Source organism: Nocardioides sp. cx-173, from assembly GCF_021117365.1.
GTDB lineage: Bacteria > Actinomycetota > Actinomycetes > Propionibacteriales > Nocardioidaceae > Nocardioides.
The window spans coordinates 1,082,464-1,107,838 of the sequence record NZ_CP088262.1; the positions used below are offsets into that span (position 1 = coordinate 1,082,464).

General features: G+C 72.0%; 25 protein-coding genes and 1 riboswitch. Of the genes, 15 read left to right on the forward strand and 10 right to left on the reverse strand.

Annotation, left to right across the window (positions count from 1 at the left end; genetic code table 11):
- Positions 1-5: 5 nt before the first annotated feature.
- Positions 6-887 carry a succinate--CoA ligase subunit alpha gene (gene sucD / locus LQ940_RS05210; protein WP_231242110.1) on the forward strand — a complete coding sequence of 294 codons (882 nt, stop codon included), beginning with the start codon at positions 6-8 and terminating at the stop codon, positions 885-887.
- Positions 888-929: 42 nt separating this feature from the next.
- On the opposite strand, the gene LQ940_RS05215 is transcribed toward sucD, so the two are convergent.
- From LQ940_RS05215 to LQ940_RS05225, 3 genes are all read right to left on the reverse strand, one after another.
- A complete protein-coding gene (locus tag LQ940_RS05215) occupies positions 930-1,733 on the reverse strand; it encodes a hypothetical protein (protein ID WP_231242109.1) in 804 nt (267 codons plus the stop codon).
- On the reverse strand, positions 1,726-2,244 hold the full coding sequence (locus LQ940_RS05220; protein WP_231242108.1) for an RNA polymerase sigma factor: 519 nt from the start codon (positions 2,242-2,244) through the stop codon (positions 1,726-1,728). Before LQ940_RS05220 ends, LQ940_RS05215 begins: the two co-directional genes overlap by 8 nt.
- A gap of 94 nt (positions 2,245-2,338) precedes the next feature.
- Positions 2,339-4,198, reverse strand: a complete 1,860-nt coding sequence (locus LQ940_RS05225) for a hypothetical protein (RefSeq protein WP_231242107.1) — start codon at positions 4,196-4,198, stop codon at positions 2,339-2,341.
- Between the two features lie 100 nt (positions 4,199-4,298).
- Between LQ940_RS05225 and LQ940_RS05230 the strand changes: the two genes are divergently transcribed.
- From LQ940_RS05230 to LQ940_RS05250, 5 genes are all read left to right on the forward strand, one after another.
- Positions 4,299-5,576 carry a cell division protein PerM gene (locus tag LQ940_RS05230; RefSeq protein ID WP_231242106.1) on the forward strand — a complete coding sequence of 426 codons (1,278 nt, stop codon included), beginning with the start codon at positions 4,299-4,301 and terminating at the stop codon, positions 5,574-5,576.
- 15 nt (positions 5,577-5,591) lie between these two features.
- Positions 5,592-6,230, forward strand: coding sequence for a phosphoribosylglycinamide formyltransferase (gene purN, locus LQ940_RS05235; RefSeq protein WP_231242164.1), 639 nt, complete (start codon positions 5,592-5,594; stop codon positions 6,228-6,230).
- A 5-nt stretch (positions 6,231-6,235) separates the two neighbouring features.
- A riboswitch (ZMP/ZTP riboswitch) is annotated at positions 6,236-6,311 on the forward strand.
- A 27-nt stretch (positions 6,312-6,338) separates the two neighbouring features.
- The gene (purH, locus tag LQ940_RS05240; protein WP_231242105.1) at positions 6,339-7,895 is read left to right on the forward strand and encodes a bifunctional phosphoribosylaminoimidazolecarboxamide formyltransferase/IMP cyclohydrolase; all 1,557 of its coding nucleotides are present in this window, start codon (positions 6,339-6,341) and stop codon (positions 7,893-7,895) included.
- A 13-nt stretch (positions 7,896-7,908) separates the two neighbouring features.
- Complete coding sequence (locus LQ940_RS05245; RefSeq protein ID WP_231242104.1) at positions 7,909-8,757, forward strand: bifunctional methylenetetrahydrofolate dehydrogenase/methenyltetrahydrofolate cyclohydrolase; 849 nt, start codon at positions 7,909-7,911, stop codon at positions 8,755-8,757.
- On the forward strand, positions 8,754-9,110 hold the full coding sequence (locus tag LQ940_RS05250) for a DUF3017 domain-containing protein (RefSeq protein ID WP_231242103.1): 357 nt from the start codon (positions 8,754-8,756) through the stop codon (positions 9,108-9,110). Before LQ940_RS05245 ends, LQ940_RS05250 begins: the two co-directional genes overlap by 4 nt.
- A gap of 115 nt (positions 9,111-9,225) precedes the next feature.
- Here LQ940_RS05250 and LQ940_RS05255 read toward each other — a convergent pair whose 3' ends face one another.
- Positions 9,226-10,212, reverse strand: coding sequence for a malate dehydrogenase (locus LQ940_RS05255; protein ID WP_231242102.1), 987 nt, complete (start codon positions 10,210-10,212; stop codon positions 9,226-9,228).
- 102 nt (positions 10,213-10,314) lie between these two features.
- Here LQ940_RS05255 and LQ940_RS05260 point away from each other — a divergent pair, with 102 nt between their 5' ends.
- Positions 10,315-11,052: a hypothetical protein gene (locus LQ940_RS05260; protein ID WP_231242101.1), complete on the forward strand. Its 738-nt coding sequence runs from the start codon at positions 10,315-10,317 to the stop codon at positions 11,050-11,052.
- 12 nt (positions 11,053-11,064) lie between these two features.
- Here LQ940_RS05260 and LQ940_RS05265 read toward each other — a convergent pair whose 3' ends face one another.
- Positions 11,065-12,150 (reverse strand): MIP/aquaporin family protein, encoded by a 1,086-nt coding sequence (locus tag LQ940_RS05265; protein WP_231242100.1) that lies wholly within the window; start codon positions 12,148-12,150, stop codon positions 11,065-11,067.
- A gap of 203 nt (positions 12,151-12,353) precedes the next feature.
- On the opposite strand from LQ940_RS05265, the gene LQ940_RS05270 reads away from it, so the two are divergent.
- The 4 genes from LQ940_RS05270 to LQ940_RS05285 all read left to right on the forward strand — a co-directional run bounded on the left by LQ940_RS05270 (position 12,354) and on the right by LQ940_RS05285 (position 16,832).
- The gene (locus LQ940_RS05270; protein WP_231242099.1) at positions 12,354-14,564 is read left to right on the forward strand and encodes an NADP-dependent isocitrate dehydrogenase; all 2,211 of its coding nucleotides are present in this window, start codon (positions 12,354-12,356) and stop codon (positions 14,562-14,564) included.
- Between the two features lie 127 nt (positions 14,565-14,691).
- On the forward strand, positions 14,692-15,156 hold the full coding sequence (locus LQ940_RS05275; protein ID WP_231242098.1) for an SRPBCC family protein: 465 nt from the start codon (positions 14,692-14,694) through the stop codon (positions 15,154-15,156).
- Positions 15,153-15,566, forward strand: coding sequence for a hypothetical protein (locus tag LQ940_RS05280; protein WP_231242097.1), 414 nt, complete (start codon positions 15,153-15,155; stop codon positions 15,564-15,566). Before LQ940_RS05275 ends, LQ940_RS05280 begins: the two co-directional genes overlap by 4 nt.
- A gap of 42 nt (positions 15,567-15,608) precedes the next feature.
- Complete coding sequence (locus tag LQ940_RS05285; protein WP_231242096.1) at positions 15,609-16,832, forward strand: MFS transporter; 1,224 nt, start codon at positions 15,609-15,611, stop codon at positions 16,830-16,832.
- Here the strand turns inward: LQ940_RS05285 and LQ940_RS05290 are convergent.
- Positions 16,793-17,890, reverse strand: a complete 1,098-nt coding sequence (locus tag LQ940_RS05290; RefSeq protein ID WP_231242095.1) for a GNAT family N-acetyltransferase — start codon at positions 17,888-17,890, stop codon at positions 16,793-16,795. The two genes, LQ940_RS05285 and LQ940_RS05290, sit on opposite strands and share 40 nt — an antisense overlap.
- A 91-nt stretch (positions 17,891-17,981) precedes the next feature.
- Between LQ940_RS05290 and trpS the strand changes: the two genes are divergently transcribed.
- The 4 genes from trpS to LQ940_RS05310 are packed head-to-tail and all read left to right on the forward strand — an operon-like array spanning position 17,982 to position 20,898.
- A complete protein-coding gene (gene trpS / locus LQ940_RS05295) occupies positions 17,982-19,037 on the forward strand; it encodes a tryptophan--tRNA ligase (protein ID WP_231242094.1) in 1,056 nt (351 codons plus the stop codon).
- A 30-nt stretch (positions 19,038-19,067) separates the two neighbouring features.
- Positions 19,068-19,586 carry a 2'-5' RNA ligase family protein gene (locus LQ940_RS05300; protein WP_231242093.1) on the forward strand — a complete coding sequence of 173 codons (519 nt, stop codon included), beginning with the start codon at positions 19,068-19,070 and terminating at the stop codon, positions 19,584-19,586.
- 29 nt (positions 19,587-19,615) lie between these two features.
- Positions 19,616-20,677 carry a YihY/virulence factor BrkB family protein gene (locus tag LQ940_RS05305; RefSeq protein WP_231242092.1) on the forward strand — a complete coding sequence of 354 codons (1,062 nt, stop codon included), beginning with the start codon at positions 19,616-19,618 and terminating at the stop codon, positions 20,675-20,677.
- Positions 20,674-20,898: an SCO4848 family membrane protein gene (locus LQ940_RS05310; protein WP_231242091.1), complete on the forward strand. Its 225-nt coding sequence runs from the start codon at positions 20,674-20,676 to the stop codon at positions 20,896-20,898. Before LQ940_RS05305 ends, LQ940_RS05310 begins: the two co-directional genes overlap by 4 nt.
- A gap of 202 nt (positions 20,899-21,100) precedes the next feature.
- Here LQ940_RS05310 and LQ940_RS05315 read toward each other — a convergent pair whose 3' ends face one another.
- From LQ940_RS05315 to LQ940_RS05330, 4 genes are all read right to left on the reverse strand, one after another.
- Complete coding sequence (locus LQ940_RS05315) at positions 21,101-21,844, reverse strand: succinate dehydrogenase/fumarate reductase iron-sulfur subunit (RefSeq protein ID WP_231242090.1); 744 nt, start codon at positions 21,842-21,844, stop codon at positions 21,101-21,103.
- Complete coding sequence (locus tag LQ940_RS05320) at positions 21,841-23,862, reverse strand: fumarate reductase/succinate dehydrogenase flavoprotein subunit (RefSeq protein WP_231242163.1); 2,022 nt, start codon at positions 23,860-23,862, stop codon at positions 21,841-21,843. The genes LQ940_RS05315 and LQ940_RS05320 overlap by 4 nt, the downstream gene beginning before the upstream one ends.
- A gap of 24 nt (positions 23,863-23,886) precedes the next feature.
- Positions 23,887-24,597, reverse strand: coding sequence for a succinate dehydrogenase cytochrome b subunit (locus tag LQ940_RS05325; protein ID WP_231242089.1), 711 nt, complete (start codon positions 24,595-24,597; stop codon positions 23,887-23,889).
- Between the two features lie 107 nt (positions 24,598-24,704).
- Positions 24,705-25,337: an MBL fold metallo-hydrolase gene (locus LQ940_RS05330; RefSeq protein ID WP_231242088.1), complete on the reverse strand. Its 633-nt coding sequence runs from the start codon at positions 25,335-25,337 to the stop codon at positions 24,705-24,707.
- Between the last annotated feature and the right edge of the window lie 38 nt (positions 25,338-25,375).

Sequence of the window (25,375 nt, forward strand, 5' to 3'; positions counted from 1 at the left end):
AAGACATGTCTATCTACCTCAACAAGGACTCCAAGATCATCGTCCAGGGCATGACGGGCGGCATGGGCTCCAAGCACACCACCCTGATGGTCCAGGCCGGCTCGAACATCGTCGGCGGCGTCAACGCGCGCAAGGCCGGTACGTCGGTCGAGCTCGCCGGCCAGGAGCTGCCGGTCTTCGGCAGCGTCGCCGAGGCCATGAAGGAGACCGGCGCCGACGTGTCGGTCGTCTTCGTGCCGCCGGCGTTCACCAAGGACGCCTGCATCGAGGCCATCGACGCGGGCATCGGCCTTCTCGTGGTCATCACCGAGGGCGTGCCGGTGCAGGACACGGCCGAGGTCTGGGCCTACCTGGACGGCAAGTCCACGCGGATGATCGGCCCCAACTGCCCGGGCATCATCACCCCCGGCGAGTCGCTGGCCGGCATCACCCCGCACACCATCGCGGGCACCGGCCCGGTCGGCCTGGTGTCGAAGTCCGGGACGCTGACCTACCAGATGATGTACGAGCTGCGGGACTTCGGCTTCTCCACCGCCATCGGCATCGGCGGCGACCCGATCGTCGGGACCACCCACATCGACGCCCTCGCGGCGTTCGAGGCGGACCCGGACACCAAGGCGATCGTCATGATCGGCGAGATCGGCGGCGACGCCGAGGAGCGCGCCGCGGCGTACATCAAGGACCACGTGACCAAGCCGGTCGTCGGCTACGTCGCGGGCTTCACGGCCCCCGAGGGCAAGACCATGGGCCACGCCGGCGCCATCGTCTCCGGCTCCTCGGGCACCGCGCAGGCCAAGAAGGAGGCCCTCGAGGCCGTCGGCGTGAAGGTCGGCAAGACGCCCTCCGAGACCGCCCAGCTCATGCGGGACATCCTGCAGAGCCTGTAGCACCGCCCGACCCGCTGACCCGTCAGAAACTCATCTGACGGGTCAGCGGCATTTTGCGATAGTTGGTGACGGGTCGGCCGGCGGTGCGGTCACGGCGCACAACGCGGCGACGACGTCCTGGAGCCCGGTGGGTCGCCGTACGACGCCGGGCGCCTCGTAGGTGCTGAAGGTGGACGCGGCCAGCAGGGCGGGTCCCACCCGGGTGAGGTGCACGACCTCCGCGCCGGGGCTGCTGGTGTAGGTGCGGACGGCGACGATGCCGTCCTGACCGGCCCGCCACGGTGAGACCGTGGTGATGGTCTGGTGCTCGGCTCCTGGTCCGGACTCGACCCGCGGACAGTCCAGGGCGGAGTCGGTCAGGTTGTCGAGCACGCGGGCGGCGGCCGCCTCGTCGGGGTACAGGACGACCTCCCGCGTCTCCTCGAGCCTGCGGCCGGCCGCGAAGGCCGACAGCGAGTCGGCGCGCCCGTCCTCCGCGAACGGCGAGCCGGTGCCGCAGAAGTCCAGGACGGACAGGCCCAGCCCGCCGCGCTCGGCCGTCACCGGCTTCCCGCGCTCGTCCTCGCCCATGCCGACGGTGAGGTCGAGCCCGTCGGGCAGGCGCGGAGCCTCGGCCGTGCGGGCCGGGGAAGGGGCGACGGGGTCCCGCTCGGAGCGAGTCTCGCCGCCGGCGAGGACGGCGCCGCCCGCGGCGACCACCACGACCGCGGCGGCCGCGGCGAGCGCGGCGCCCGCCGTACGACGGCGCCGGTGGCGCTCGCCGAGGCGCCGCACCTCGGCGGGCGGCAGGGGGTTCCGGGGAGCTCCCGGGTCGAAGCTCTCGAGCTCGTCGATGGGGTCACGCACGGGTCACTCCCTCCTCGAGGCCGCCGGGGCCGTGTGGCTCGTCGGCGAGCAGTGCCGCGAGGGCCGCGCGGCCCCGGCTGAGCCGGGCCTTGATGGTGCCCTCGGGGACGCCGACCTCGTGGGCCACCGCCTGGACCGGCAGGTCCGCGAGGTGGTGCAGGACGAGGGCCTGGCGCTGAGCCTGCGGCAGCCGCCTGAGCGCCGCGACGAGCGCGACGTGCGACTCATCGGGCGGCGGCGCCTGGGTGGCGGCACCGAGCGCCCGGTCCGGTGGTCGGCGCGAGCGCGTCGTACGCCGCCAGCGGCTCACCGCGAGGCGGTAGGCGGTGGTGCGGACCCACGCCTCGGGAGAGCGCGCCGTCTCGAGCTGACGACGATGTGCCCAGGCCCGGACGAAAGCCTCCTGGACACACTCCTGCGCCTCGTCACGGTCTCCGATCATCGCGTAGAGCTGAGCGGTAACGCGCGTGAACGACGCCGAGTAGAGGTCGTCGAACTGACGCTCGTCCATCGACTGTCCCGTCTCGCGCTGCCTGGTGGTGCGGTCGGGAGGGATACGCCCTCGAGGTCGCCACGGTTGCATGCCGGCCCGGGGAATCCCCGGATCAGGTGCGGTCGGGGGCGGGCAGCCGGCCCAGGCGGTCGAGCGCCCGCTCGGCCAGGCCGACGAAGGTGCCGTCGGCCATCTGGGCTCCCCGGGCCGGGACGAAGCCGAGCTGGGCGACGGCGGTGCCGTGGCGCAGGACGGCCATCCAGTAGGTCACCGACTCGGAGTCGGAGATCTCCGTGGTGAGCTGCCAGACCGACAGGTCGGTGGTCGCGGTGTCGCGGTGGGCGACCCGGGTCACGTCGGTGCCGAGGTCCTCGTCCGGGCAGGCCGCCAGCCGGGTACGGATCTGCTCCACGAACCTCCCGGCCCGCTTGAGCGGCAGCGCGCCCACGGTCTCGGTCAGGCCGAAGCGGTCGGGCAGGCCGGCCTTGGGGATCACGAACGTGCGCGTGGCGGTGTTGCTGAACTTCGCACCCTCGAACGCGCCGCTGAACCGGGCACTCTCGCACCTGGTGGCGGCGGGGTTCTCGTCGGCGCGCACGGGCGGGGTGCCCGCCCAGGGTCGGTCGACGCCGCCGACCGGCGGCAGGTCCAGCTCGGCCAGCATCGCGGGCAGCCTGCCGACCGGCAGCGGCGGCACCGGGACCAGCCGCGCCCGCTGCGTGCAGGCGCCGGCCTCCGGCAGCGCGCACAGCCCGCTGACGGCCGACCCGAGCAGCCGGCCCCCCGCGTCCACATCGGGGCGGGCGTCGTCGCGGATCCGAGAGGAGATCGTCGTCACGTAGCGTCCGGTGCGGGCGACGCCGACCGTGACGGTCTCCACCGGCCGCGCCCACGAGCGCAGGGTGAACAGCATCGCCTGGTCGCCGACGCCCTCGACGCGGCGCGTGGAGAGCAACTGGACGCGCTCGACCCGGCAGCCGGCATACCAGCCGAGGGCCGTGCGGTAGGCCGCGACGGCGGCCTTGGGGGAGCGCGACGCCTCCGCGACCTGGACCACCGAGGCCGGCGGGCGCTTCTGGGTGCGCGGGGCGGTGAAGGTGCGCACCAGCGCGGCCCGGCCGCGGGGGTCGGCGTAGCGCTCGCGCTGGCAGAGGGTGGCCATCCCGGTGCCCTCGGAGTTGTCCGTGGTCTCGCCCTCGGTCCAGCTGCGACGCTCCTGGCCCACGGAGGCCTGGGCGACGGTGAGCAGGCTCTCGGGGGGCAGCACCACCTCCGGTGGCCCGCCGCCGAGCTGGGGTCGGTCGGGGCCTGCTGCGCCCGTGCGGTCGAAGTCGAGCGAGGGACGCACGCCGGTGGCGTCGGTGATGAGGGAGCCGCTCAGCAGGAACGCCGCGACGAGGGCGACGACGCCGGCCGTCGTGTGCGTGCGCCGCCGGGCCGCACCTGCCCGCCGTACGATCGGCGCCCGCGGGAAGCGCACCGCGCTCACGATCGGTGCGAGGCCCTGCAGCATCAGCGGGATCTCGCCCGCGGCGACCTCGCGCGCCAGCGCGAACTGCGCGGCGCCGCTCTGCAGCTCCCGCTCGGCCTGCTCGAGCGGTACCCCGATCTCGCGGGCCATCTGGGGCATGGACACGTCGGCGAGCTGGGTGAGCAGGAGCGCCTTGCGCTGCAGGACCGTCAGCGTGGCGAGGGCGTCCAGGGTGGCGCGCACCTCGGGGTCGATCTGCTTGTCGCGGTGCCACAGCCGCGCGGTGTGGCGGCGCTGGGCGTGCCGCCACGCGTGCGGGCGGACGGCCGCCTCCGGGTCGTCGAGCTGGGAGATCTTGCGCCAGTGGTGCCAGGCCACGATGTAGGAGTCGCGCACGGCCGTGCGGGCCGCGGTGAGGTCGCCGGTCAGGGCGTACGTCTGCAGCAGCAGTCGCTCGCCGGTCTCGCGGTAGAACGCGTCGAACGCGTCAGGGTCCCTCATGGCCGGACAACCGTACGCGAGCCCGGGTGGCCCGCCAAAGTGCCCGGGGTCGGCGTGGGAGCGCGGTACGCCGTGGCGCCCGCGTGATGATGAAACGGCCATGACCTCACTGCTGCCCTCCACGCGAAGTTCGTCGACCCGGGACCGCAGACGCTCCGAGGCCGAGGTCGCCCGCGACCTGGCCACCCGCCGGCCGCTGGTCCTGCTGGCCGCGCTGGGCGGGATCGCCGCCGCCGTCAGCACCCTCCTGGTGTGCCTCGCCGTCGGCGTCGTCGGCTGGTTCCTGACCGACGCCGGGGCCCATGGCACCCCGCGCGACGGGCTGCGCTCCGGCGCCCTGGGCTGGCTGCTGGCGCATGGGTCCGGGGTGAGCGTCCAGGGCGCGGTCGTCACCGTCGTGCCGCTCGGCGTCACCCTGCTCTGTGCCTGGGCGATCTGGCGGGTCGGGCACCGGGTCGGGGAGTCGGTCTCCGGGCACGGCCCGGACGCCACCCGGATCGCCGACGGCGAGCGGGACCTCACCGTCCCGGTGGCCGCCATGGTGTTCGCGCTGGGGTACGTCGCCACCGCTCTCGTCGCGGTCCGGCTGGCCGGCACTCCGGCGACCGCACCCGACACCGGCCGGGTGGTGCTCTGGTCGCTGGTGCTCACCGTGCTCGCGGGCGGCTCTGCGATCGCCGTCGGCTCCGGACGGGCCGCGATCTGGGCCTCGTTCGTGCCGGCGTGGGCGCGTGCGGCGCTCGCGGGCTGCCGGCGGATCCTGGTCACCTGGCTGGTCGTCTCGCTCGCGACGTTCGCGGTGGCGCTGGCGCTGGACTTCAGCACGGCCGTCAACGTCATGTCGCAGCTGCACACCGACGCCGGCGACGCGACCCTGTTCACCCTGCTCAGCGCGATGCTGCTGCCCAACGCCACGATCTTCTCCGGCGCCTACCTGCTGGGCCCCGGCTTCACCGTCGGCGTCGGCACCCTGGTCTCGCCGGGCGCCGTCGTGGTCGGGCCGCTGCCGATGTTCCCGCTGCTGGCCGCCCTGCCCGACGCGGGGCCGCCGGCGGGCTGGACGACGTACCTCGTGGCCGTGCCGGTCCTGGTCGCCGCGCTCGGCGCCGCCTGGGCGCAGCGCCGGGTGCCGACCCTGCGCTGGGAGGAGGGCGCCGTGCGCGGCCTCGCCGGCGGCGTCCTGGCCGGGCTGGTCTTCGGCGTCCTGGCCGCCGTCGCCGGAGGCGCGGCCGGACCGGGCCGGATGCGCGACGTCGGCCCGCTCGCCTTCGACGTGCTCGTCTACGCCGTCGCGGCGTTCGGCATCGGCGCGCTGCTGGGCGGACTGGCGACGACCTGGTGGCAGCGCCGCGGGGCGGACGCCGACGAGCCCGCCTGAGCCCGGCGCTCTAGGATCGGGCGCGTGCCAGCCCCCGCCCGTCTCGTCGTGCTCGTGTCGGGCTCCGGCACCAACCTGCAGGCGCTCCTCGACGCCTGCCAGGATCCCGCCTACGGTGCGCGGGTGGTCGCGGTCGGCGCCGACCGCGACGACATCGAGGGTCTGGCCCGCGCCGACCGCGCCGGCGTCCCGACCTTCGTCAAGCGGGTCCAGGACTTCTCCACGCGCGAGCACTGGGACCGCGCCATGGCCGAGACCGTCGCGGCCTTCGAGCCCGACCTGGTGGTGCTCGCCGGGTTCATGAAGCTGGTGGGCCAGGAGTTCCACGACCGCTTCGGTGGGCGCGTCGTCAACACCCACCCCGCGCTGTCGCCGTCCTTCCCGGGGATGCGCGGCCCCGCCGACGCCCTGGAGTACGGCGTGAAGATCACCGGCTGCACGCTGTTCGTCGTCGACGACGGGGTCGACACCGGTCCGATCGTGGCGCAGCGTGCGGTGGAGGTGGCCGACGACGACACCGTCGAGTCGCTGCACGAGCGGATCAAGGGCGCGGAGCGGGGGATGCTCGTCGAGACCGTCGGCCGCATGGCGCGCGAGGGGTACACCGTCGAGGGCCGCGCGGTGCGGTTCGGCGGAGCGGGCTCATCCCGATAGGCTGCTGCCACACGACTGGCGCGGGTGGGCAACCACCGGGGAGTGATCGTGGTACGGCCATCGTCCGCCTGGGTGGCCCTCCTTTCTCTCGACCGAGGAGTGCACCCTGTGAGCGACGACCTGCAGATCCCCATCAGGCGGGCCCTGATCTCCGTCTACGACAAGTCCGACCTCGAGGAGCTCGTCCGCGGGCTGCACGACGCCGGCGTGGCCCTGGTGTCGACCGGCGGCTCCGCGGCGCTCATCGACGGCCTCGGGCTGCCGGTGACCAAGGTCGAGGACCTCACCGGCTTCCCCGAGTGCCTCGACGGCCGGGTCAAGACCCTGCACCCCCGCGTGCACGCCGGCATCCTCGCCGACCGCCGCCTGGAGTCCCACGTCGCGCAGCTCGCGGAGCTCGACGTCGAGCCCTTCGACCTGGTCGTCGTCAACCTCTACCCGTTCCGCGAGACCGTCGCGTCGGGCGCCTCGCCCGACGAGGTCGTCGAGCAGATCGACATCGGCGGGCCCTCCATGGTCCGCGCCGCCGCCAAGAACCACCCGTCGGTCGCCGTCGTCACCTCGCCCTCCGCCTACGGCGACGTGCTGTCCGCGGTCGGTGCCGGCGGCTTCACGCTGGCCCAGCGCAAGCGGCTCGCGGCCGAGGCCTTCGCCCACACGGCGTCGTACGACGTGGCGGTGGCGAGCTGGTTCGCCTCCGGCTACGCCGGCGGCGACGACGCCTGGCCGGCGTTCGCGGGGGAGACCTGGACCCGGTCCGCGGTCCTGCGCTACGGCGAGAACCCGCACCAGGGCGCCGCGCTCTACGTCGACGGCACCGGCGGCCTCGCGGGCGCCGAGCAGCTGCACGGCAAGGAGATGTCCTACAACAACTACGTCGACACCGACGCCGCGCGACGTGCCGCCGCGGACTTCGACGAGCCCGCGGTCGCGATCATCAAGCACGCCAACCCGTGCGGCATCGCGGTCGGCGCCGACGTGGCCGAGGCGCACCGTCGTGCGCACGCCTGCGACCCGGTCTCGGCGTTCGGCGGCGTGATCGCGGCCAACCGCCCCGTGTCCGTGGCGATGGCCGAGCAGGTGGCCGAGGTGTTCACCGAGGTCATCGTGGCGCCGGCGTACGAGGACGGCGCGGTGGAGGTGCTGCAGGGCAAGAAGAACATCCGGATCCTGGTCTGCGAGCAGCCCGCCGGCGAGCGGCGCACCGAGCTGCGCCAGATCAGCGGCGGCATGCTCGTGCAGGAGCGCGACCACGTCGACGCCGACGGCGACGACCCGGCCGCCTGGACGCTCGCGGCCGGCGAGGCCGCCGCGCCGGAGGTGCTGGCGGACCTGGCGTTCGCCTGGAAGGCCTGCCGGGCGGTGAAGTCCAACGCGATCCTGCTGGCCAAGGACGGCGCCTCGGTCGGCGTCGGCATGGGGCAGGTCAACCGCGTCGACTCCTGCCGCCTCGCGGTCGAGCGCGCGGGGGAGCGGGCCGCCGGCTCGGTCGCCGCCTCCGACGCGTTCTTCCCGTTCGAGGACGGGCCGCAGGTGCTGATCGACGCCGGCGTCACGGCCATCGTGCAGCCGGGCGGGTCGATGCGCGACCAGCTCACCATCGACGCGGCCACGGCCGCCGGCGTCACCATGTACTTCACCGGCACCCGGCACTTCTTCCACTGAGGGGCGACAGCAGATGACCGCACAGCGACTGGACGGGTCCGCGACCCTCAAGGTGATCAAGGCCGAGCTGACCGAGCGGGTGCGCGTGCTCAACGAGCGTGGCGTCTTCCCCGGTCTCGGTACGGTGCTGGTGGGCGACGACCCGGGCTCGCACTGGTACGTCGGCGCCAAGCACAAGGACTGCGCCGAGATCGGCATCGAGTCGATCCGCCGCGACCTGCCGGCCACCAGCACCCAGGCCGAGGTGGAGGCGGTGATCGACGAGCTCAACGCCGATCCCGCCTGCACCGGCTTCCTGGTCCAGCAGCCGACCGGCCTCGACGAGTTCGCGCTGCTCTCGCGCGTCGACGCCGACAAGGACGTCGACGGGCTGCACCCGATGAACCTCGGCAAGCTGGTGCTCGGTGAGTCCGGCTCGCTGCCGTGCACGCCGATCGGCTGCATCGAGCTGCTGCGCCGCCACGGCGTGCAGCTCAACGGTGCCGAGGTCGTCGTGGTGGGGCGTGGACTGACGGTCGGCCGACCGCTGGGGCTGCTGCTGACGCGGCGCTCGGAGAACGCCACCACCACCCTGTGCCACACCGGCACCCGCGACCTCGCCGCGCATGTCCGGGGCGCCGACGTGGTCGTCGCGGCCGCCGGCGTACCGGGGATCATCACCGGCGACATGGTCAAGCCCGGCGCCGCCGTGCTCGACGTCGGGGTGTCGCGCGTCGACGGCAAGATCGCCGGCGACGTGGCCGAGGACGTGTGGGACGTCGCGGGCTGGGTCTCGCCCAACCCCGGGGGCGTCGGGCCCATGACGCGCGCCATGCTGCTGACCAACATCGTGACGATGGCCGAGAAGGCTGCCGGACTGTGACCGAGGGCCCGCTCCCCGACGACCGCCTCCCGCAGGAGCCGGTCGACGCGGACGAGCCCCCAGCGGCATCCGACGAGCGCCGCTACCCGTCCACCATCGGCGGTGCGTTCTACCTCGTGATCCTGCTGACGACCGCGGTCGGGTTCGTCATCGTCGTCACCGGCGACTGGCGGGTGGGCATCCGGTGGCTGGCCCTGTCGCTCGTCGCCGCATCGGCGGCCCGGCTGGTGCTGCCCGAGCGCGACGCCGGCATGCTCGCCGTACGCGACCGCTGGTTCGACTGCGTGCTCCTGGCCGGCGTCGGTGCCGCCCTGCTGTTCCTGGCGCAGACGATCCCTGACCAGCCGGTCTGAGCGGCGAAGGCGTGAGTTTCACCGGGTGCCCGGTGAAACTCACGCCTTCCTGATGAAACTTCGTACGGGAGGCACCAGATTCACCGGGTGCCCGGTGAATCTCGGGGCCGATGGGTCAGATGAGACCCAACTCGGTGACGGCCTGGCGCTCGTCGTCGAGCTCGGCGGTGGACGCGTCGATGCGTCCGCGCGAGAACTCATCGATCTCGAGACCCTGGACGATCTCCCAGTCGCCGTCCTTGGTGGTGACGGGGAACGAGGAGACCAGGCCCTCCGGGACGCCGTAGGAGCCGTCGGAGACGACGGCCATGGAAACCCAGTCGTCGGCGGCGGAGCCGAGCAGCCAGTCGCGGGCGGCGTCGACGGTGGCGGAGGCGGCCGAGGCGGCCGAGGACGAGCCGCGGGCCTCGATGATCGCGGCGCCGCGCTTGGCGACGGTCGGGATGAAGTCGTTCTCGATCCAGGCCTGGTCGCCCACGACCTCGGCGGCGTTGCGGCCGCCGATCTCGGCGTGGAACAGGTCGGGGTACTGGGTCGCGGAGTGGTTGCCCCAGATCGTCATCTTCTTGATGTCGGTGACGGCCGCGCCGGTCTTGGCCGCGAGCTGGGAGATCGCGCGGTTGTGGTCCAGGCGGGTCAGCGCCGAGAAGCGCTCCTGCGGGATGTCGGGGGCGTTCTTCAGCGCGATGAGCGCGTTGGTGTTGGCCGGGTTGCCGGTCACGCCGATGCGCACGTCGTCGGCGGCGACGGCGTTGAGCGCCTTGCCCTGGGCGGTGAAGATCGCGCCGTTGGCCGAGAGCAGGTCGCCGCGCTCCATGCCCGGGCCGCGGGGGCGGGCGCCGACCAGGAGGGCGAGGTTGACGCCGTCGAAGATCTTCTCGGCGTCGTCGCCGATCTCGATGCCGGCGAGGTTCGGGAAGGCGCAGTCGTCGAGCTCCATCACGACGCCCTCGAGCGTCTTCAGCGCGGGCGTGATCTCGAGCAGCCGCAGCTCGATGGGGCGGTCGCCGAGCAGCGAGCCGCTCGCGAGACGGAAGAGCAGGCTGTAGCCGATCTGGCCGGCGGCACCGGTGACGGCGACCTTCAACGGGGCTGAGCTCACAGGGACTCCTAGGCGAGGACGAGGAAGGGGAACCCTTCCGACGCTAGCAGCGGTGAGGCGCCCCGAGTGACCGGGGTCGCAGCCGTGAGAGACGATGGCGCCATGACTCGCGCGGCTCCCCGACACGCCGTACGGCGCACGCTCGCGACCGCGGCGTCCCTGGCCGCGCTCGCCACGGTGGGACTGGTCTCCGGCTGCAGCAGCGCCTCGCCGTCCAGCCCGCCGGCTGGGGTCGACGAGCTGACCGTCCCCACGCCGAGCCCCGACCCCGACGACTTCGTCGACGTGATCGACAACCCGTGGCTGCCGCTGGCCGCGGGCGCGCAGTGGTCCTACGACCTGGCTGACGCCCCCGGGGGAGTGCGGGTCCGGGTGACGGAGGAGACCCGCACGGTCGCCGGCGTCGAGGCGACCGTGGTGGAGACCGTGTCCACGCTCAGCGACGCACCCTCGGACGCCGGCTGGACCACGGTGGACAGCACCGACTACTACGCCCAGGACGACGCCGGCAACGTGTGGTGGCTGGGCCGCGAGGGGGAGTGGCAGGCCGGTGAGGCCGGCGCCGAGGCGGGGATCGCGATGCTGGCGACGCCGCGTGTCGGCGACGGCTACGCGCAGGCCGAGCCCGGTCCGCGCGCCGAGGTGCTGGCGCTGGACGGTGAGGTCGAGACCCCCGCCGGCGCCTTCGAGAGCCTGGTGGTCGTCGAGACGACCGAGGTCGGCGGGCGGGTGCTGCGGTCCTACTACGCACGAGGCGCCGGCCTGGTCTCACTGGAGACCGAGACCGGCGCCCCGGAGGAGACGCTCGAGCTGACCCGGAGCGACCTCGTCGCTCCCTAGGGTTTGCGGCTGCTAGACGCCGTCGGGCGGGCGGACCTGGGTCTGGCCGCCGCCGGCGTCGGGGTGGGGCCACTGAGCCTGCGGGGCCTGGGGCGCCTGCTGCTGGGCCGGGATCCACTGCTGGGCCTGGGGGTCCCACTGCCAGCCGTCCTGGATGATCGGCTGCTCCCCCCAGCCGCCCTGCTGGGCGGAGGCCTGCTGCTCGGCCGGCGCGGCCGCGTGGGCGGCCGGGTAGGCGGGGTTCTGCTGGTTCCACTGCTGCTGGTACTGGTCGGGCATGCCGTAGCCGGGCACGGCCGCCACGCCGGGCCGGCCGAAGTTCAGCCCGGAGCCGGGGACCGGGTCGGTGGCGCGCCCGAAGATCGCGGGGTAGAGCAGACCGGCGGCCGCGGCGCCCAGGAGCGGGCCGAGGATGAAGACCCAGACCTGGATGATCGGGTCGGTGCCGGAGAAGAGGGCCGGGCCGATGGAGCGGGCGGGGTTGACCGACGTGCCGGTGGCGGGGATGGCGACGAAGTGGATGGCCGCCAGCGTCAGGCCGATCACCAGCGGCGCCATGCCGGGGTGCTCGTTGCGCTCGTCGGTGACGGCGAGGATGACCAGCACGAAGATCGCGGTGAGGACGAGCTCGATCAGCAGCGCGGCCCACAGCGCGTACCCGGTGCCGTCGTCACCCCAGCCGTTGGCGCCCAGGCTGGTGTCGAAGGCCTCGAAGCCGTCGAACCCGAGGCCGAAGACCAGCAGCACACCGCCCGCGACGATCGCCCCGAGCAGCTGGCCACCGATGTAGACGGGGGTCTGGCTCCACGCCATGCGGCCGCTCAGGGCGGCGCCGACGGTGACGGCCGGGTTGAAGTGGCCGCCGGAGATCCGGCCGAAGGCGTAGATCATGACGGCTACCGCGAAGCCGAAGGACAGGCCGATGGAGGTGATCAGCAGCAGCGACGCGTCGGCGAACTCGGAGCCGTAGCGCTGGCTGGCGATCAGGAAGGAGCCGCAGCCGAAGAGGACGAGCACGAAGGTGCCGAGCGTCTCCGCTGCGAACTTCTGGCCGGTCGTCGGGGGTGCGGGAGCTGGGGGTGCGTCGGTCTGTGACATGGCGGTCTGTTGCCCTTCAGCGGGGTGGTCGAAACCTGCGGATCGATCCACTCTAGACCGGCCGGGTGCCAGCGCGCGGCCTCGCCGTTGCCGCTCGGGGCCCGTGGTGCGAGGCTGGCCGGGTCCGACGACGGTCGCCGCGTCAGGTATCTTGACGTCAAGGAACTTCCGTCCCACTCGCCACCGTTCAGGAGCCGCAGGACATGGCCAAGATCATCTACACCCACACCGATGAGGCGCCGCTGCTGGCGACGTACTCCTTCCTGCCGATCATCGCGGCGTACGCCGCCAAGGCCGGCGTGGACGTCGAGACGCGGGACATCTCCCTGGCGGGCCGGATCCTCGCGCAGTTCCCCGACCGCCTCACCGACGAGCAGCGCGTCGACGACGCGCTCGCCGAGCTCGGCGAGCTGGCCACGACGCCCGAGGCCAACATCATCAAGCTGCCCAACATCTCCGCCTCCGTGCCGCAGCTCAAGGCCGCGATCAAGGAGCTGCAGGAGCAGGGCTACGACATCCCGGACTTCCCCGAGAGCGCCGACTCCGACGAGGACAAGGCCGCGCGCGCCGCCTACGACAAGGTGAAGGGGTCCGCGGTCAACCCGGTCCTGCGCGAGGGCAACTCCGACCGCCGGGCTCCGGCCTCGGTGAAGAACTACGCGAAGGCGCACCCGCACCGCATGGGCAAGTGGAGCCCCGACTCCAAGACCAACGTGGCCACGATGGGCAAGGACGACTTCTTCTCGAACGAGAAGAGCGTCGTCGTCGAGAAGAACGACACGCTGCGCATCGAGCACGAGGCCGCCGACGGCACCGTCACGGTGCTCAAGGAGTCGGTGCCGGTGCTCGCCGGCGAGGTCGTCGACGGCACCTTCATGAACGTGGCGGCGCTGCGCCGCTTCCTGACCGAGCAGATCGCGCGGGCCAAGGCCGACGACGTGCTGTTCTCCGTGCACCTCAAGGCCACCATGATGAAGGTCTCCGACCCGGTCATCTTCGGCCACGCCGTGCAGGCGTTCTTCCCCACGCTCTTCGAGCAGTACGGCGAGCAGCTCGCCGCCGCGGGGATCTCGCCCAACGACGGTCTGGGCGCCCTGCTCGACGCGACCGCCTCGCTGCCCGAGGGCGACGCCATCAAGGCCGCCGTCCAGCAGGGGCTCGCCGACGGCCCCGCGATGGCGATGGTCGACTCCGACAAGGGCATCACCAACCTGCACGTGCCCTCCGACGTCATCATCGACGCCTCGATGCCGGCGATGATCCGCCAGTCCGGCCACATGTGGGGCCCCGACGGCGAGGAGGCCGACACCCTCGCGGTGATCCCGGACTCCTCCTACGCCGGCGTCTACCAGACCGTGCTCGACGACTGCCGCGCCCACGGCGCCTTCGACCCCGCCACGATGGGCTCGGTCCCCAACGTCGGCCTGATGGCCAAGGCGGCGGAGGAGTACGGCTCCCACGACAAGACCTTCGAGGCGCCCGCGGCCGGGACGATCCGGGTCGTCGACGGCTCCGGCACCACGCTGATCGAGCACACCGTGGAGCCCGGCGACATCTGGCGCGCCTGCCAGACCAAGGACGCCCCGATCCGCGACTGGGTGAAGCTCGCCGTGACCCGCGCCCGGGCCACCGGCTCGCCGGCCATCTTCTGGCTGGACGAGAGGCGCGCCCACGACGCGAACCTGATCGCCAAGGTCACCGAGTACCTCGCCGAGCACGACACCGAGGGTCTGACCATCGAGATCATGCCGCCGGCCGAGGCGACGGCGTACTCCCTGGAGCGCATCCGCCGGGGCGAGGACACGATCTCGGTCACCGGCAACGTGCTGCGCGACTACAACACCGACCTCTTCCCGATCCTGGAGCTCGGCACCTCGGCCAAGATGCTCTCGGTCGTGCCGCTCATGAACGGCGGCGGCCTGTTCGAGACCGGTGCCGGCGGCTCCGCGCCCAAGCACGTCCAGCAGCTGGTGAAGGAGAACTACCTGCGCTGGGACAGCCTGGGCGAGTTCTTCGCGCTGGCCGCGAGCCTGGACCACCTGGCCGACTTCGCGGACAACAAGGGCGCCAAGGTGCTCGCGGCGACGCTCGACAAGGCGACCGAGACCTTCCTCAACGAGGACAAGTCCCCGACCCGCAAGATCGGCGGCATCGACAACCGCGGCTCGCACTTCTACCTCGCCCTCTACTGGGCCCAGGAGATCGCGGCCCAGACCGAGGACCCCGACCTGGCCGCGGTGTTCAAGCCGTTCGCCGAGTCGCTGGCGGCCAACGAGGACAAGATCGTCTCCGAGCTCAACGCCGTCCAGGGCAAGCCCGCGGACATCGGGGGCTACTACCGCCCCGACGACGCGAAGGCCGAGGCCGTCATGCGCCCGTCCAGCACCTTCAACGAGGCCCTCGCCGCACTCTGAGAGCTTCGCGAGCGCGGCACCACCGCTGACCCGTCAGAAACTTTCTGACGGGTCAGCGTCGTTCACACCCGGTGGGCGGGACCGGCCCAGCTTGAAATGCGGTGGTCGGCATGCGCAGGGTGGGGGCATGACCACCGACGGAAAGATCACTGTCCAGCGCACGATCGACGCCTCCACGAGCGCGGTGTTCGACGTCTTGTCGAACCCCGCCCGGCATGCCGAGCTCGACGGGAGCGGCTTCGTCCTCAGCGACGAGCGCAGCGACCGGATCACCGCCAACGGCCAGAAGTTCCGGATGAACATGACCGGGGAGCACATGGGCGGCGACTACCAGACCGACAACCTGGTCACGGCCTACGACCCGAACAAGATGATCGGCTGGCAGACCGCGCCCGCCGGCCAGGAGCCTCCGGGCTGGGAGTGGCTGTGGGAGCTCCAGGCCCAGGGCGCCGACAGCACCGACGTACGCCTGACCTACGACTGGAGCAAGGTCACCGACCAGGCGCTGCTGCAGAAGGTCGGCTTCCCGCTCGTCTCCCAGGCCCAGCTCGAGGACTCGCTCGGCAACCTGGCCTCCGCGGTCGCCGGGTGAGGATGCGGACCGCCGCGGCGGCTCTGGCCGCCGTGCTGTCCCTGGTGCTGGCCGGCTGCTCGGACGTCGAGGACGCCGCCAAGGACGCCGCCGGCGACGCGGCGTGCTCGGTGGCGCGGCAGGCCATGGACGAGGCCGCCACCCAGGCGAAGCAGGCCGTCGGCGACCTCGGGGCCGATCCCGCGGCCGCCAAGCGCGAGCTGACCGCTCTGCGCGACGCGCTGAAGACCCTGGAGGGGCGCGTGGACGGTGAGTCCGGTGGCAAGGTCACCCAGGCCCGCAAGGCGCTGGATCGTCTGGTGACCCAGGCGGACGCCGCACGGGCCGGGACCCCGGTGGACCGGCAGGCCGTCGACGACGCCCAGTCGGACCTGGACTCCGCGGTCGAGGACTTCCGCGACGTCTGCTGAGGAATAGGCGTCCGCCGGGGGCGGGTTGGACAATGAGTGACGATGACCAGCACCCTCGGCGCGACGCCCGCCGCACCGCCCCGGGCCACGCACGCCGGTCTGGCGCTGCTCGCGCTGGCGATGGGCGGCTTCGCCATCGGGACGACGGAGTTCGTCACGATGGGGCTGCTGCCCCAGATCGCCGAGGGCGTGGACGTCTCGATCCCGACCGGGGGGCATCTCATCTCGGCCTACGCCCTGGGCGTGGTCGCGGGGGTGCCGGTCCTGGCGCTCTTCGGCGCCCGGCTGCCACGGCGAGCCCTGCTGATCGGGCTCATGGCGGCCTACGGGCTGTTCAACGTGCTGACCGCGGTGGCATCGAGCTACCACCTGGTGCTCGTGGCCCGCTTCCTCGACGGGATGCCGCACGGCGCCTACTTCGGCGTCGCCTCGCTCGTCGCCGCCAGCCTGGCTCCTCCGGGCCGCACCGGGCGCTGGGTCGCGGCCGTGATGCTCGGGCTGTCGTTCGCCAACGTGCTGGGGGTGCCGGCCGCGACCTGGCTGGGGCAGCAGGCCGGCTGGCGGGCGGCGTACGCCGCCGTGGCGGTCATCGCGGCCGTCACCGTCGCCATGATCCTGGCGTTCGTGCCGTCGTGCCCCGGTGACGCCGAGGCGACCGGGCGCCGCGAGCTGTCGTCGTTCATGCGCAACGGCCAGGCCTGGCTCACGCTGCTGGCCGGCGCCGTCGGCTTCGGCGGGCTGTTCGCCACGTACTCCTACATCGCGCCGATCGTCACCGACGTCGGCGACCTCGGCGAGGGCACGGTGCCGGTCTTCGTGCTGGCCTTCGGCCTCGGGATGGTCGCCGGCACCTGGCTGGCCGGCGAGCTCGCCGCCTGGTCGGTGTTCGGGTCGCTGATCTGGTCGGGCGTGGGCTCGGCGGTCGTGATGCTCGTCTTCTGGCTCGTGGCGCCCTACGGCTGGTGGCTGCTGCCGGTCGTGTTCTCGGTCACCGCCCTCGGCTCGATCCTCGTCGTCAACCTGCAGCTGCGGCTGATGGACGTCTCCGGCGACGCCGCCACGCTCGGCGCGTCGATGAACCACGCCTCGCTCAACGCCGCCAACGCGCTGGGCGCCTGGATCGGCGGCGTCACGATCGCCGCCGGCTACGGCTACCGCTCACCGGCGCTGGCCGGCTTCGGCCTCTCGCTGCTGGGCATCGCGGTGCTGCTGTGGTCGGCCGTGGCTCACCGACGCGGCGCGACTGCCGAGGCCAGCACGTCGTAGAGGGCCATGTCGGCGCGGCCGTCGCGGACGAGGGCCCCCAGGCGCTCGACGCCGAACTGCCGGTAGCCGTTGGCCTCGATGACGCGCCGTGACGCCGTGTTGTCCACGGCGGCGTACGCCGTCACGCGGGCCACGCCAGGGTCCTGGAGGACATGCCGGGTGAGGAGACCCATGGCCCGCGTCATCAGCCCGCGACCGCGCGCGTCCGGGTGGGTCCAGTAGCCGATCTCGCACTCGGCGCCGGGCGTCCAGTTGAACCACCCGATGGTGCCGAGCAGCCGGTCGTCGTCGGGTGCGGTGACCGCCCAGGTGACGCCGGTGGCCTCGGCGAGCTGGGAGGTGCGCGACTCCACGTAGGCGTGGGCGTCCTCGAGCGTGTAGGGGCTGGGCAGCTGTCCGAGCCAGTGCTGGGTGCGCTCCTCCGCGCAGGCCTCCTGGATGCGGGGAGCGTCGTCGGGGACGAGCGGTCGCAGGCGGACGCCGTCGCCGGTGAGCACCGGGCACTCCAGCCACGTGGACCGGGGCTCGCGCGGGTCCTCGCGCAGCAGCGTGCCTACCCAGGCGTCGTGGATCTCGTCGCGCTGGGTGAGCCAGCGCCGTACCGTGCCGTCCACCTGGAAGCCGAGCCGCCAGGCGGTCCGGCGCGAGGCCCAGTTGCCGCGGTGGGACCACCAGATGACCGCGGTGAGGCCCTGGGTGTCGAAGCCCCAGTCGAGCAGCAGCCGCAGCGCCCGGTGCACGTGGCCCGTGCCGCGGATCCACGGGTGAGCGCCGTACGCGATCTCGGCGCGGCCGGCGCCCTCGTTGCGGAGCGACACCGTGCCGCCGAAGCGGCCCTCCGCCTCGATGGCGAAGGACCACTCGGTGTCAGCGAGCCAGCCCAGCGCCACGGTCTCGTCCACGTAGGCCTCCGCCTCGGCCAGCGAGTAGGGGACCGGCACCGACGTCCACCGGACCGACAGGGGGTCCTGGCACTGCTCGAGCACTCCCGGGGCGTCGTCGTGGCGGTGCGGGCGGAGCGTCACGACGCCGTCGGTGAGCGTCACGGGCACAGGCATGCGAGCACCCTGCCAACCCGCGCTGCCTGCGGCAAACCGATAACCGGCCCTGGCCCGGGCGGCCCGGAGACGATCGGGAAGAATGCCGGTCATGACCACGATCCAGCCCCAGGTCGACGTGCCCGCCGCAGCCTCGGGCGGGGCGCGTCCGCGGGTGCTGTCCGGCATCCAGCCGACCGCCGACTCCTTCCACTTCGGCAACTACCTCGGGGCGCTGCGGCAGTGGGTGGACCTCCAGCGTGACCACCAGCCGTTCTTCTTCATCGCCGACCAGCACGCGATCACCGTCGAGCAGGACCCCAAGGTGCTGCGCGAGCGCACGCTGCGCGCGGCCGCCCAGCTGATGGCGATGGGCATCGACCCCGAGCGCTCGGCGATCTTCGTGCAGAGCCAGGTCCCCGCCCATGCCCAGCTCGCCTGGGTGCTCAACTGCCTGACCAGCGTGGGCGAGGCGCGCCGGATGACGCAGTTCAAGGACAAGGCGGCCAAGGGCGGCGAGGGCGCGGCCAGCGTCGGCCTGTTCACCTACCCGATCCTGCAGGCGGCCGACATCCTTCTCTACCGCCCGCACTACGTGCCGGTCGGTGAAGACCAGCGCCAGCACCTCGAGCTGACCCGGGACCTGGCCCAGCGTTTCAACCACCGCTACAAGAAGACGTTCCGCCTGCCTGAGCCCTACATCCTCAAGGCCACCGCCAAGATCGGCGACCTGCAGAACCCCACCGCCAAGATGTCGAAGTCCGCGTCGTCGCCGGCCGGCATCATCGACATGCTCGACGAGCCGCAGGTGAGCGCCAAGAAGATCCGCTCCGCGGTGACCGACTCGGAATCGACGGTCCGCTTCGACCCCGAGGAGAAGCCCGGCGTCAGCAACCTGCTCACGATCTTCTCGTCGCTGACCGGCGAGGGCGTCGGCGAGCTCGAGGAGCGGTACGCCGGCAAGGGCTACGGCGACCTCAAGAGCGACCTGGCGGAGGCGGCGGTGGAGTTCGTGCGGCCGTTCCGCGAGCGCACGCTGAGCCTGCTCGACGACCAGGCGCACCTGACCGCCGTACTCAAGCAGGGTGCGGAGCAGGCAGGCGAGGTGGCGGAGGCGACGCTGCGCGACGTCTACCAGCGCGTCGGCTTCGTGACGGCCGCCCGCTAGCCGCCCGCCCGCACCAGTAGAGTCGACCAGATGCCGACAATCGGAGTGGCCGTAGCGATCCCGGAGCCCTGGGCTACCGAGCTGCAGGACTACCGGACCTCCGTCGGCGACGCCACGGCCACGATGATCCCCACGCACATCACGCTCGTGCCGCCCACCGAGCTCGACGACGACGGTCTCGCGATCGTCGAGGAGCACCTCGCCCGCGCCGCCGAGAAGGTGCCGGCGTTCACCGTGCACCTGCGCGGCACCGGCACCTTCCGCCCGGTCTCGCCGGTGGTCTTCGTGACCCTGGTCCGCGGCATCTCCGAGTGCGAGCTGCTCGCCGACGCCGTACGCCAGGGGCCCCTGGCCACCGACCTGGAGTTCCCGTTCCACCCCCACGTCACCGTCGCGCACCATCTCGACGACGACCGCCTGGACCAGGCCTTCGCCGAGCTGTCGGGCTTCGAGTGCGAGTTCGACGTGCACGAGTTCCACCTGTACGTGCACGACACGGAGCACGGGTGGCGTCCTACCCGGCAGTTCCAGCTGTGCCCGGCAGACTGACCGCTCCCGATCCCGGCAGGTGATGGTGCATGGCCTCCTTCAAGGAACGACTCTCCGCGCGCATGACGCGCGTGCGCGAGCGACGTCCGATCATCGACCACCTGGTGCGCATGCAGGAGCACTACGGCGGGGTGAAGGCCGGGCAGCAGGCGGGGGCCGTCACCTACTTCGGCTTCCTGTCCTTCTTCCCGATCCTGGCGCTGTCCTTCGCGGTGGTCGGCTGGATCTCGAAGGTCTACCCCGACGCGCGTGACACCACCGTCGAGGCGATCCAGTCGGTCTTCCCCGGGATGATCGGCAACGGCGAGGGCCAGATCGCCCTGGCCGACATCGAGGGCGCCGCCGGCGCGGCCGTGGGCTTCGGGCTCCTCGGCGTCGCGTACGCCGGCCTGGGCTGGCTCTCCAGCCTGCGCGACGCCCTGCTGGTGACCTTCGAGATGCCGAGCTTCGAGCAGCCCAGCTTCGTGGTCGGCAAGCTCCGTGACGTGGTGACGCTGGTGGCCGTCGGCGTCACCCTGCTGCTGAGCGTGGCGATCTCCGGGGTGGTGGCGGGCGGGTCCGAGCAGGTGCTCGAGTGGCTGGGCCTCGGCGTGGCGCTGAAGCCGCTCCTGTGGGTCCTCGGCGTGGTCGTCGGACTGCTCGCCAGCACCGTGCTGTTCCTCGCCCTGTTCCGGCTGCTTGCGGACCCGCACACGCCGAAGCGCTCGCTGGCGTCGGGCGCTCTGCTCGGTGCGGTCGGCTTCGAGATCCTCAAGCTGTTGTCGAGCACGCTGCTCAAGACGACCCAGGGGCAGCCGGCCTTCCAGGCGTTCGGGATCGCGCTGATCCTGGTCGTCTGGATCAACTACTTCTCGCGGGTCGTCCTGTACGCCGCCGCCTGGGCGCACACCTCACCGGCGGCCCGGGCCGCCCGCGTCGAGGAGCCGGTGGCCGTGCAGGGGCCGCAGGTGCCGTCCCTGACCGATCTCCCTGCGACGTCCGTCGCGGGGGAGCGCCCGCCGGGTGCAGGCTCTTGGAAGGGCCCGTTCGTCGCCGGGGCCGGCGCCATGCTGGCCCTGACCGCTGTCATGAGGAAGAAGGAGCATCCATGAGGTTCGAGCGCAAGCACGCCGTCCTGCTGCTGGCCGTCGCGGCGTGGAACGTCGTCACCTTCGGCCAGTTCGCCCGCAACCTGTGGTCGGCCTACGACTCCGGCGAGGACCGCGCCACCGGCTACTGGGTCGCGCACTCGGTCCTGATCGTCGTCAACATCGCCATCGCCGCCATCCTGGGCTCCCTCGGCTGGAAGGCCCTGCGCGCCACCCGCAGGTGACCCGCTCGGTGGTCGAGGTGCGAAGGCGCCCTGGCGCCTGAGCCTCGAGACCCGGTGAGACGAAGAAGGGCGGTGACCTGTGGTCACCGCCCTTCCTTCGCTTACGGGGTTTCGGCGCGCTCGCGCGGCTTCGTCCCTCAGCCGCGTCGCTTGCTCAACCTTCGCGCGCCACGCGCCGCGCTCCTGCGTCGCGCGCCGCTGCTCACTTGCCGTGGCGGAGGGCCGCGTGGAGGTCCCAGTTGAGGCGGGAGATCACGTCGAGGGGGATCTCCTTGGGGCACGAGGCGGTGCACTCGCCGATGTTGGTGCAGCCGCCGAAGCCCTCGGCGTCGTGCTGGGCGACCATGTTGACGACGCGGGTGTCGCGCTCGGCCTGGCCCTGGGGCAGCTCGCCGAGGTGGGTGATCTTCGCGCCGACGAACAGCGAGGCCGAGCCGTTGGGGCAGGCCGCGACGCAGGCGCCGCAGCTGATGCAGGTGGCGACGTCGAAGGCCCGGTCGGCCTTGTCCTTCGGCACCGGGGTGGCGTGGGCGTCGGGCGCCGCTCCGGTGTTGACCGAGATGTAGCCGCCCTGCTGGATGATCCGATCGAAGGCGCTGCGGTCGACGATCAGGTCCTTGATGACCGGGAACGCCTCGGCGCGCCACGGCTCGATGGTGATCGAGTCGCCGTCCTTGAAGGAGCGCATGTGGAGCTGGCAGGTGGTGGTGACCTCGGGCCCGTGGGCCTCGCCGTTGATCATCAGCCCGCAGCTGCCGCAGATGCCCTCGCGACAGTCCGAGTCGAACGCGACCGGCTCCTCGCCCTTGGCGTTGAGGTCCTCGTTGAGGACGTCGAGCATCTCCAGGAAGGACATGTCCTCCGAGACCTCGTCGAGCTCATAGGTGTGGATCCGGCCGGCGGTGACCGCGTCAGGCTGGCGCCAGATGTTCAGAGTGAATTTCACTTGTAGCTCCGCTGCTTCATCTCGACGAACTCGTAGGTCAGGTTCTCCTTGTGCAGGACCGGCTTCTCGTCGGGCCCGGCCCACTCCCACGCCGCGACGTAGGCGTAGGTGTCGTCGTGGCGCAGCGCCTCGCCGTCCTCGGTCTGCGACTCGGCCCGGAAGTGCCCGCCGCAGGACTCGCGCCGGTTGAGCGCGTCGATGCACATCAGCTCGCCCAGCTCGAAGAAGTCCGCGACGCGGTTGGCGCGCTCCAGCGACTGGTTCAGCGTCTCCGCCGAACCCAGCACCTTCACGTTGCGCCAGAAGTCCTCCTTGAGCGTGCGGATCAGGTCGATGGCCTTCTTGAGGCCGTCGGCGCTGCGCTCCATGCCGCAGTACTCCCACATGATGTTGCCGAGCTCGCGGTGGTAGGAGTCGACGCTGCGGGTGCCGTTGGTGTTCAGGAGCTGGTGCATGCGCGCGCGCACCGACTCCTGGGCCTCGACGACGGCCGGGTCGTCCTCGGCCACCTTCTCGAACGGCCCTTCCGCGAGGTAGTCGCGGATGGTGTTGGGCAGCACGAAGTAGCCGTCGGCCAGGCCCTGCATCAGCGCCGAGGCGCCGAGGCGGTTGGCGCCGTGGTCGGAGAAGTTGGCCTCGCCGGTGACGAACAGGCCGGGGATCGTCGACTGCAGGTCGTAGTCGACCCACAGGCCGCCCATGACGTAGTGGACGGCCGGGTAGATGCGCATCGGCACCGTGTACGGGTCCTCGCCGGTGATCCGGGCGTACATGTCGAAGAGGTTGCCGTACTTGGCCTCGATCGCGTCGCGACCGAGCCGACCGATGGCCTCCTCGAAGTCGAGGTAGACGCCACGGCGGACGCCCTCGACCTCGGGCCCGACGCCGCGGCCCTCGTCGCACATGTTCTTGGCCTGGCGGCTGGCGATGTCGCGGGGGACCAGGTTGCCGAACGCCGGGTAGATCCGCTCGAGGTAGTAGTCGCGGTCCTCCTCGGGGATGTCGCGCGGGTCCTTGTCGCAGTCGGCCTTGTTCTTCGGCACCCAGATCCGGCCGTCGTTGCGCAGCGACTCGCTCATCAGCGTCAGCTTGGACTGGTGCGCGCCCGAGACCGGGATGCAGGTCGGGTGGATCTGCGTGTAGCAGGGGTTGGCCATGTAGGCGCCCTTGCGGTGTGCGCGCCAGCTCGCGGTGACGTTGGAGCCCATGGCGTTGGTGGAGAGGAAGAAGACGTTGCCGTAGCCGCCGTTGGCGAGCACCACCACGTCGGCGAAGTAGGTCTCGATCTCGCCGGTCACGAGGTCGCGCACGATGATCCCGCGCGCCCGGCCGTCGACGACGATGAGCTCCACCATCTCGTGGCGGGTGTAGCACTTGACGGTGCCGGCGGCGACCTGGCGCTCGAGCGCCTGGTAGGCGCCGATCAGCAGCTGCTGGCCGGTCTGGCCGCGGGCGTAGAACGTGCGGGAGACCTGCACGCCGCCGAAGGAGCGGTTGTCCAGCAGCCCGCCGTACTCGCGGGCGAAGGGGACGCCCTGGGCGACGCACTGGTCGATGATGTTCCGGCTCACCTGCGCCAGGCGGTAGACGTTCGACTCGCGAGCGCGGTAGTCGCCGCCCTTGATGGTGTCGTAGAAGAGGCGGAAGACCGAGTCGCCGTCGCCCTTGTAGTTCTTGGCCGCGTTGATGCCGCCCTGGGCGGCGATCGAGTGCGCCCGGCGCGGGGAGTCCTGGTAGCAGAAGGACTTCACGACGTAGCCGGCCTCGCCGAGCGTGGCCGCCGCGGAGGCGCCGGCCAGGCCGGTGCCGACCACGATCACCGAGAGCCGGCGACGGTTGGCCGGATTGGCGATGCGGGCCTCGAACTGTCGGGTGTCCCAGCGCTCCTCGAGCGGGCCACCCGGTGCCTTGGTGTCGGCGATCGGGTCCCCGGGCACGTAGTAGCCGGCGGCGTCGTCGTAGTCGTCGTCCAGCTGCCCGGTGTGGGAGGAGTCGAAGGTGTTGGTGGTGTCGGGCATGTCAGTCACGTCGCTGCACCTTCCTTACTTGGTGATGACGCCGGCGAGGATGAAGATCGGGACCAGGGAGAAGCCCCCGGCGATCACGATCGCGAGGATCGCGCCGAGCGTCTTGGCGTTGCGCCGCGCCTTGTCGTTGTTGGTCAGACCCAGGGTCTGGGCGGCGCTGAAGACGCCGTGGTGCAGGTGCATGCCGAGGGCGACCATGGCGACCAGGTAGATCGCCGTCAGCCACCACACGTCGAAGCTGTCGACCATGAGGTTGTAGGGATCGTTGGTCGGTCCGCCCTGGACGTTGATCTTGCCGATCGTGAAGTTCAGCAGGTGCCAGATGATGAAGAAGAGCAGGGTCAGGCCGCCCCAGCGCATCGTGCGCGAGGAGAGCGTCGAGCCCTTGCTCTTCTTGACGACGTACTTGACGGGGCGGGCGTGGTTGGCACGTCGCCACAGCGCCGCGGCGCTCGCCACGTGGACGACCAGTGCGACGATCAGCACCACGCGGATGATCCAGAGCGCGCCCTCGTAGGGGAGCAGCGGCACGCCGATCTCCCGGATGTGGTGGGCGTACTCGTTGAACGAGTCGTGCCCTCCGAAGGCCTTGAGGTTGCCGTACATGTGCATCAGCACGAAGCCGATGAACACCAAGCCGCTGACGGCCATGAGCATCTTCAGTGCGATCGTCGAGCGGGATGCGCGCGCGCCCTTCACGAGGGCGGGCGGAGTCGTGGTTGGCACAAGAACGCACTTTACGGCTGCTACGCACGGGTAATGACCGTGGGTGGTGTGACTTAGCCCCCGTAAGGCTACCCTTACCCGCCCTCGATCTCAGCCGAGTGTGGCGCTCACCGGGCCGCCACGCGCTCCAGCACGTCCGGGTCGCGCAGGGGCGGGCCGTGTCCGAACAGCGCCAGAGAGGGCCGCAGCGCGGCCAGCCGGCGCATCGAGGCGCGGTTGACGGCCACGTCGGCGGTGAGGAAGGACCACGGGGCGCTCACGCGCCCGAGGTGGAAGAAGACGTCGCCGGCGATGAGGACCCGGTCGGACTCCCGCCACAGCGCGATGTGGCCGGGGGAGTGGCCCGGCACCTCGAGGACCTCGAAGCCGGCCACCTCGTCGCCCTCCACGAGCCCGCGGGAGACGGCGTACGACGGCACCTGGGGCAGCTTGGCCAGCACCTGGGGGAGCAGGCCGGGCCCGATCACCGGGGTGGCGGTCTCGATGGCCTCGGCGTCCGCGGCGCCGCACCACAGCGGCAGGCCCATGGCCTCGCACACCGCTCGGCTGGACCCGAAGTGGTCGGGGTGGGCGTGGGTGACGGCGTGCGCGGTGACCAGATGGCCGGAGAGCTCGCGCAGCAGGCGTCTGCGCGCGCCCGGCGTGCCCGCGTCGACGAGGACGTCGCCGACGAGGTAGCAGTTGACCAGGTGGGGCGGGCGTCCCCTCAGGAGCTGGACGCCGGGCGCGATCTCACGCACAGGCGGATCATAGGCGCGCGAACGCCCCTCGGCCCGGA

Coding starts and splice junctions, on each gene's coding strand:
- LQ940_RS05300 (WP_231242093.1), top strand. CDS start 19,068: ATGCCGACAATCGGAGTGGCCGTAGCGATCCCGGAGCCCTGGGCTACC.
- LQ940_RS05260 (WP_231242101.1), top strand. CDS start 10,315: ATGACTCGCGCGGCTCCCCGACACGCCGTACGGCGCACGCTCGCGACC.
- trpS (WP_231242094.1), top strand. CDS start 17,982: ATGACCACGATCCAGCCCCAGGTCGACGTGCCCGCCGCAGCCTCGGGC.
- LQ940_RS05220 (WP_231242108.1), bottom strand. CDS start 2,244: ATGGACGAGCGTCAGTTCGACGACCTCTACTCGGCGTCGTTCACGCGC.
- LQ940_RS05265 (WP_231242100.1), bottom strand. CDS start 12,150: ATGTCACAGACCGACGCACCCCCAGCTCCCGCACCCCCGACGACCGGC.
- LQ940_RS05245 (WP_231242104.1), top strand. CDS start 7,909: ATGACCGCACAGCGACTGGACGGGTCCGCGACCCTCAAGGTGATCAAG.
- LQ940_RS05285 (WP_231242096.1), top strand. CDS start 15,609: ATGACCAGCACCCTCGGCGCGACGCCCGCCGCACCGCCCCGGGCCACG.
- LQ940_RS05320 (WP_231242163.1), bottom strand. CDS start 23,862: ATGCCCGACACCACCAACACCTTCGACTCCTCCCACACCGGGCAGCTG.
- LQ940_RS05290 (WP_231242095.1), bottom strand. CDS start 17,890: ATGCCTGTGCCCGTGACGCTCACCGACGGCGTCGTGACGCTCCGCCCG.
- sucD (WP_231242110.1), top strand. CDS start 6: ATGTCTATCTACCTCAACAAGGACTCCAAGATCATCGTCCAGGGCATG.
- LQ940_RS05305 (WP_231242092.1), top strand. CDS start 19,616: ATGGCCTCCTTCAAGGAACGACTCTCCGCGCGCATGACGCGCGTGCGC.
- LQ940_RS05270 (WP_231242099.1), top strand. CDS start 12,354: ATGGCCAAGATCATCTACACCCACACCGATGAGGCGCCGCTGCTGGCG.
- LQ940_RS05230 (WP_231242106.1), top strand. CDS start 4,299: ATGACCTCACTGCTGCCCTCCACGCGAAGTTCGTCGACCCGGGACCGC.
- LQ940_RS05310 (WP_231242091.1), top strand. CDS start 20,674: ATGAGGTTCGAGCGCAAGCACGCCGTCCTGCTGCTGGCCGTCGCGGCG.
- LQ940_RS05275 (WP_231242098.1), top strand. CDS start 14,692: ATGACCACCGACGGAAAGATCACTGTCCAGCGCACGATCGACGCCTCC.
- LQ940_RS05225 (WP_231242107.1), bottom strand. CDS start 4,198: ATGAGGGACCCTGACGCGTTCGACGCGTTCTACCGCGAGACCGGCGAG.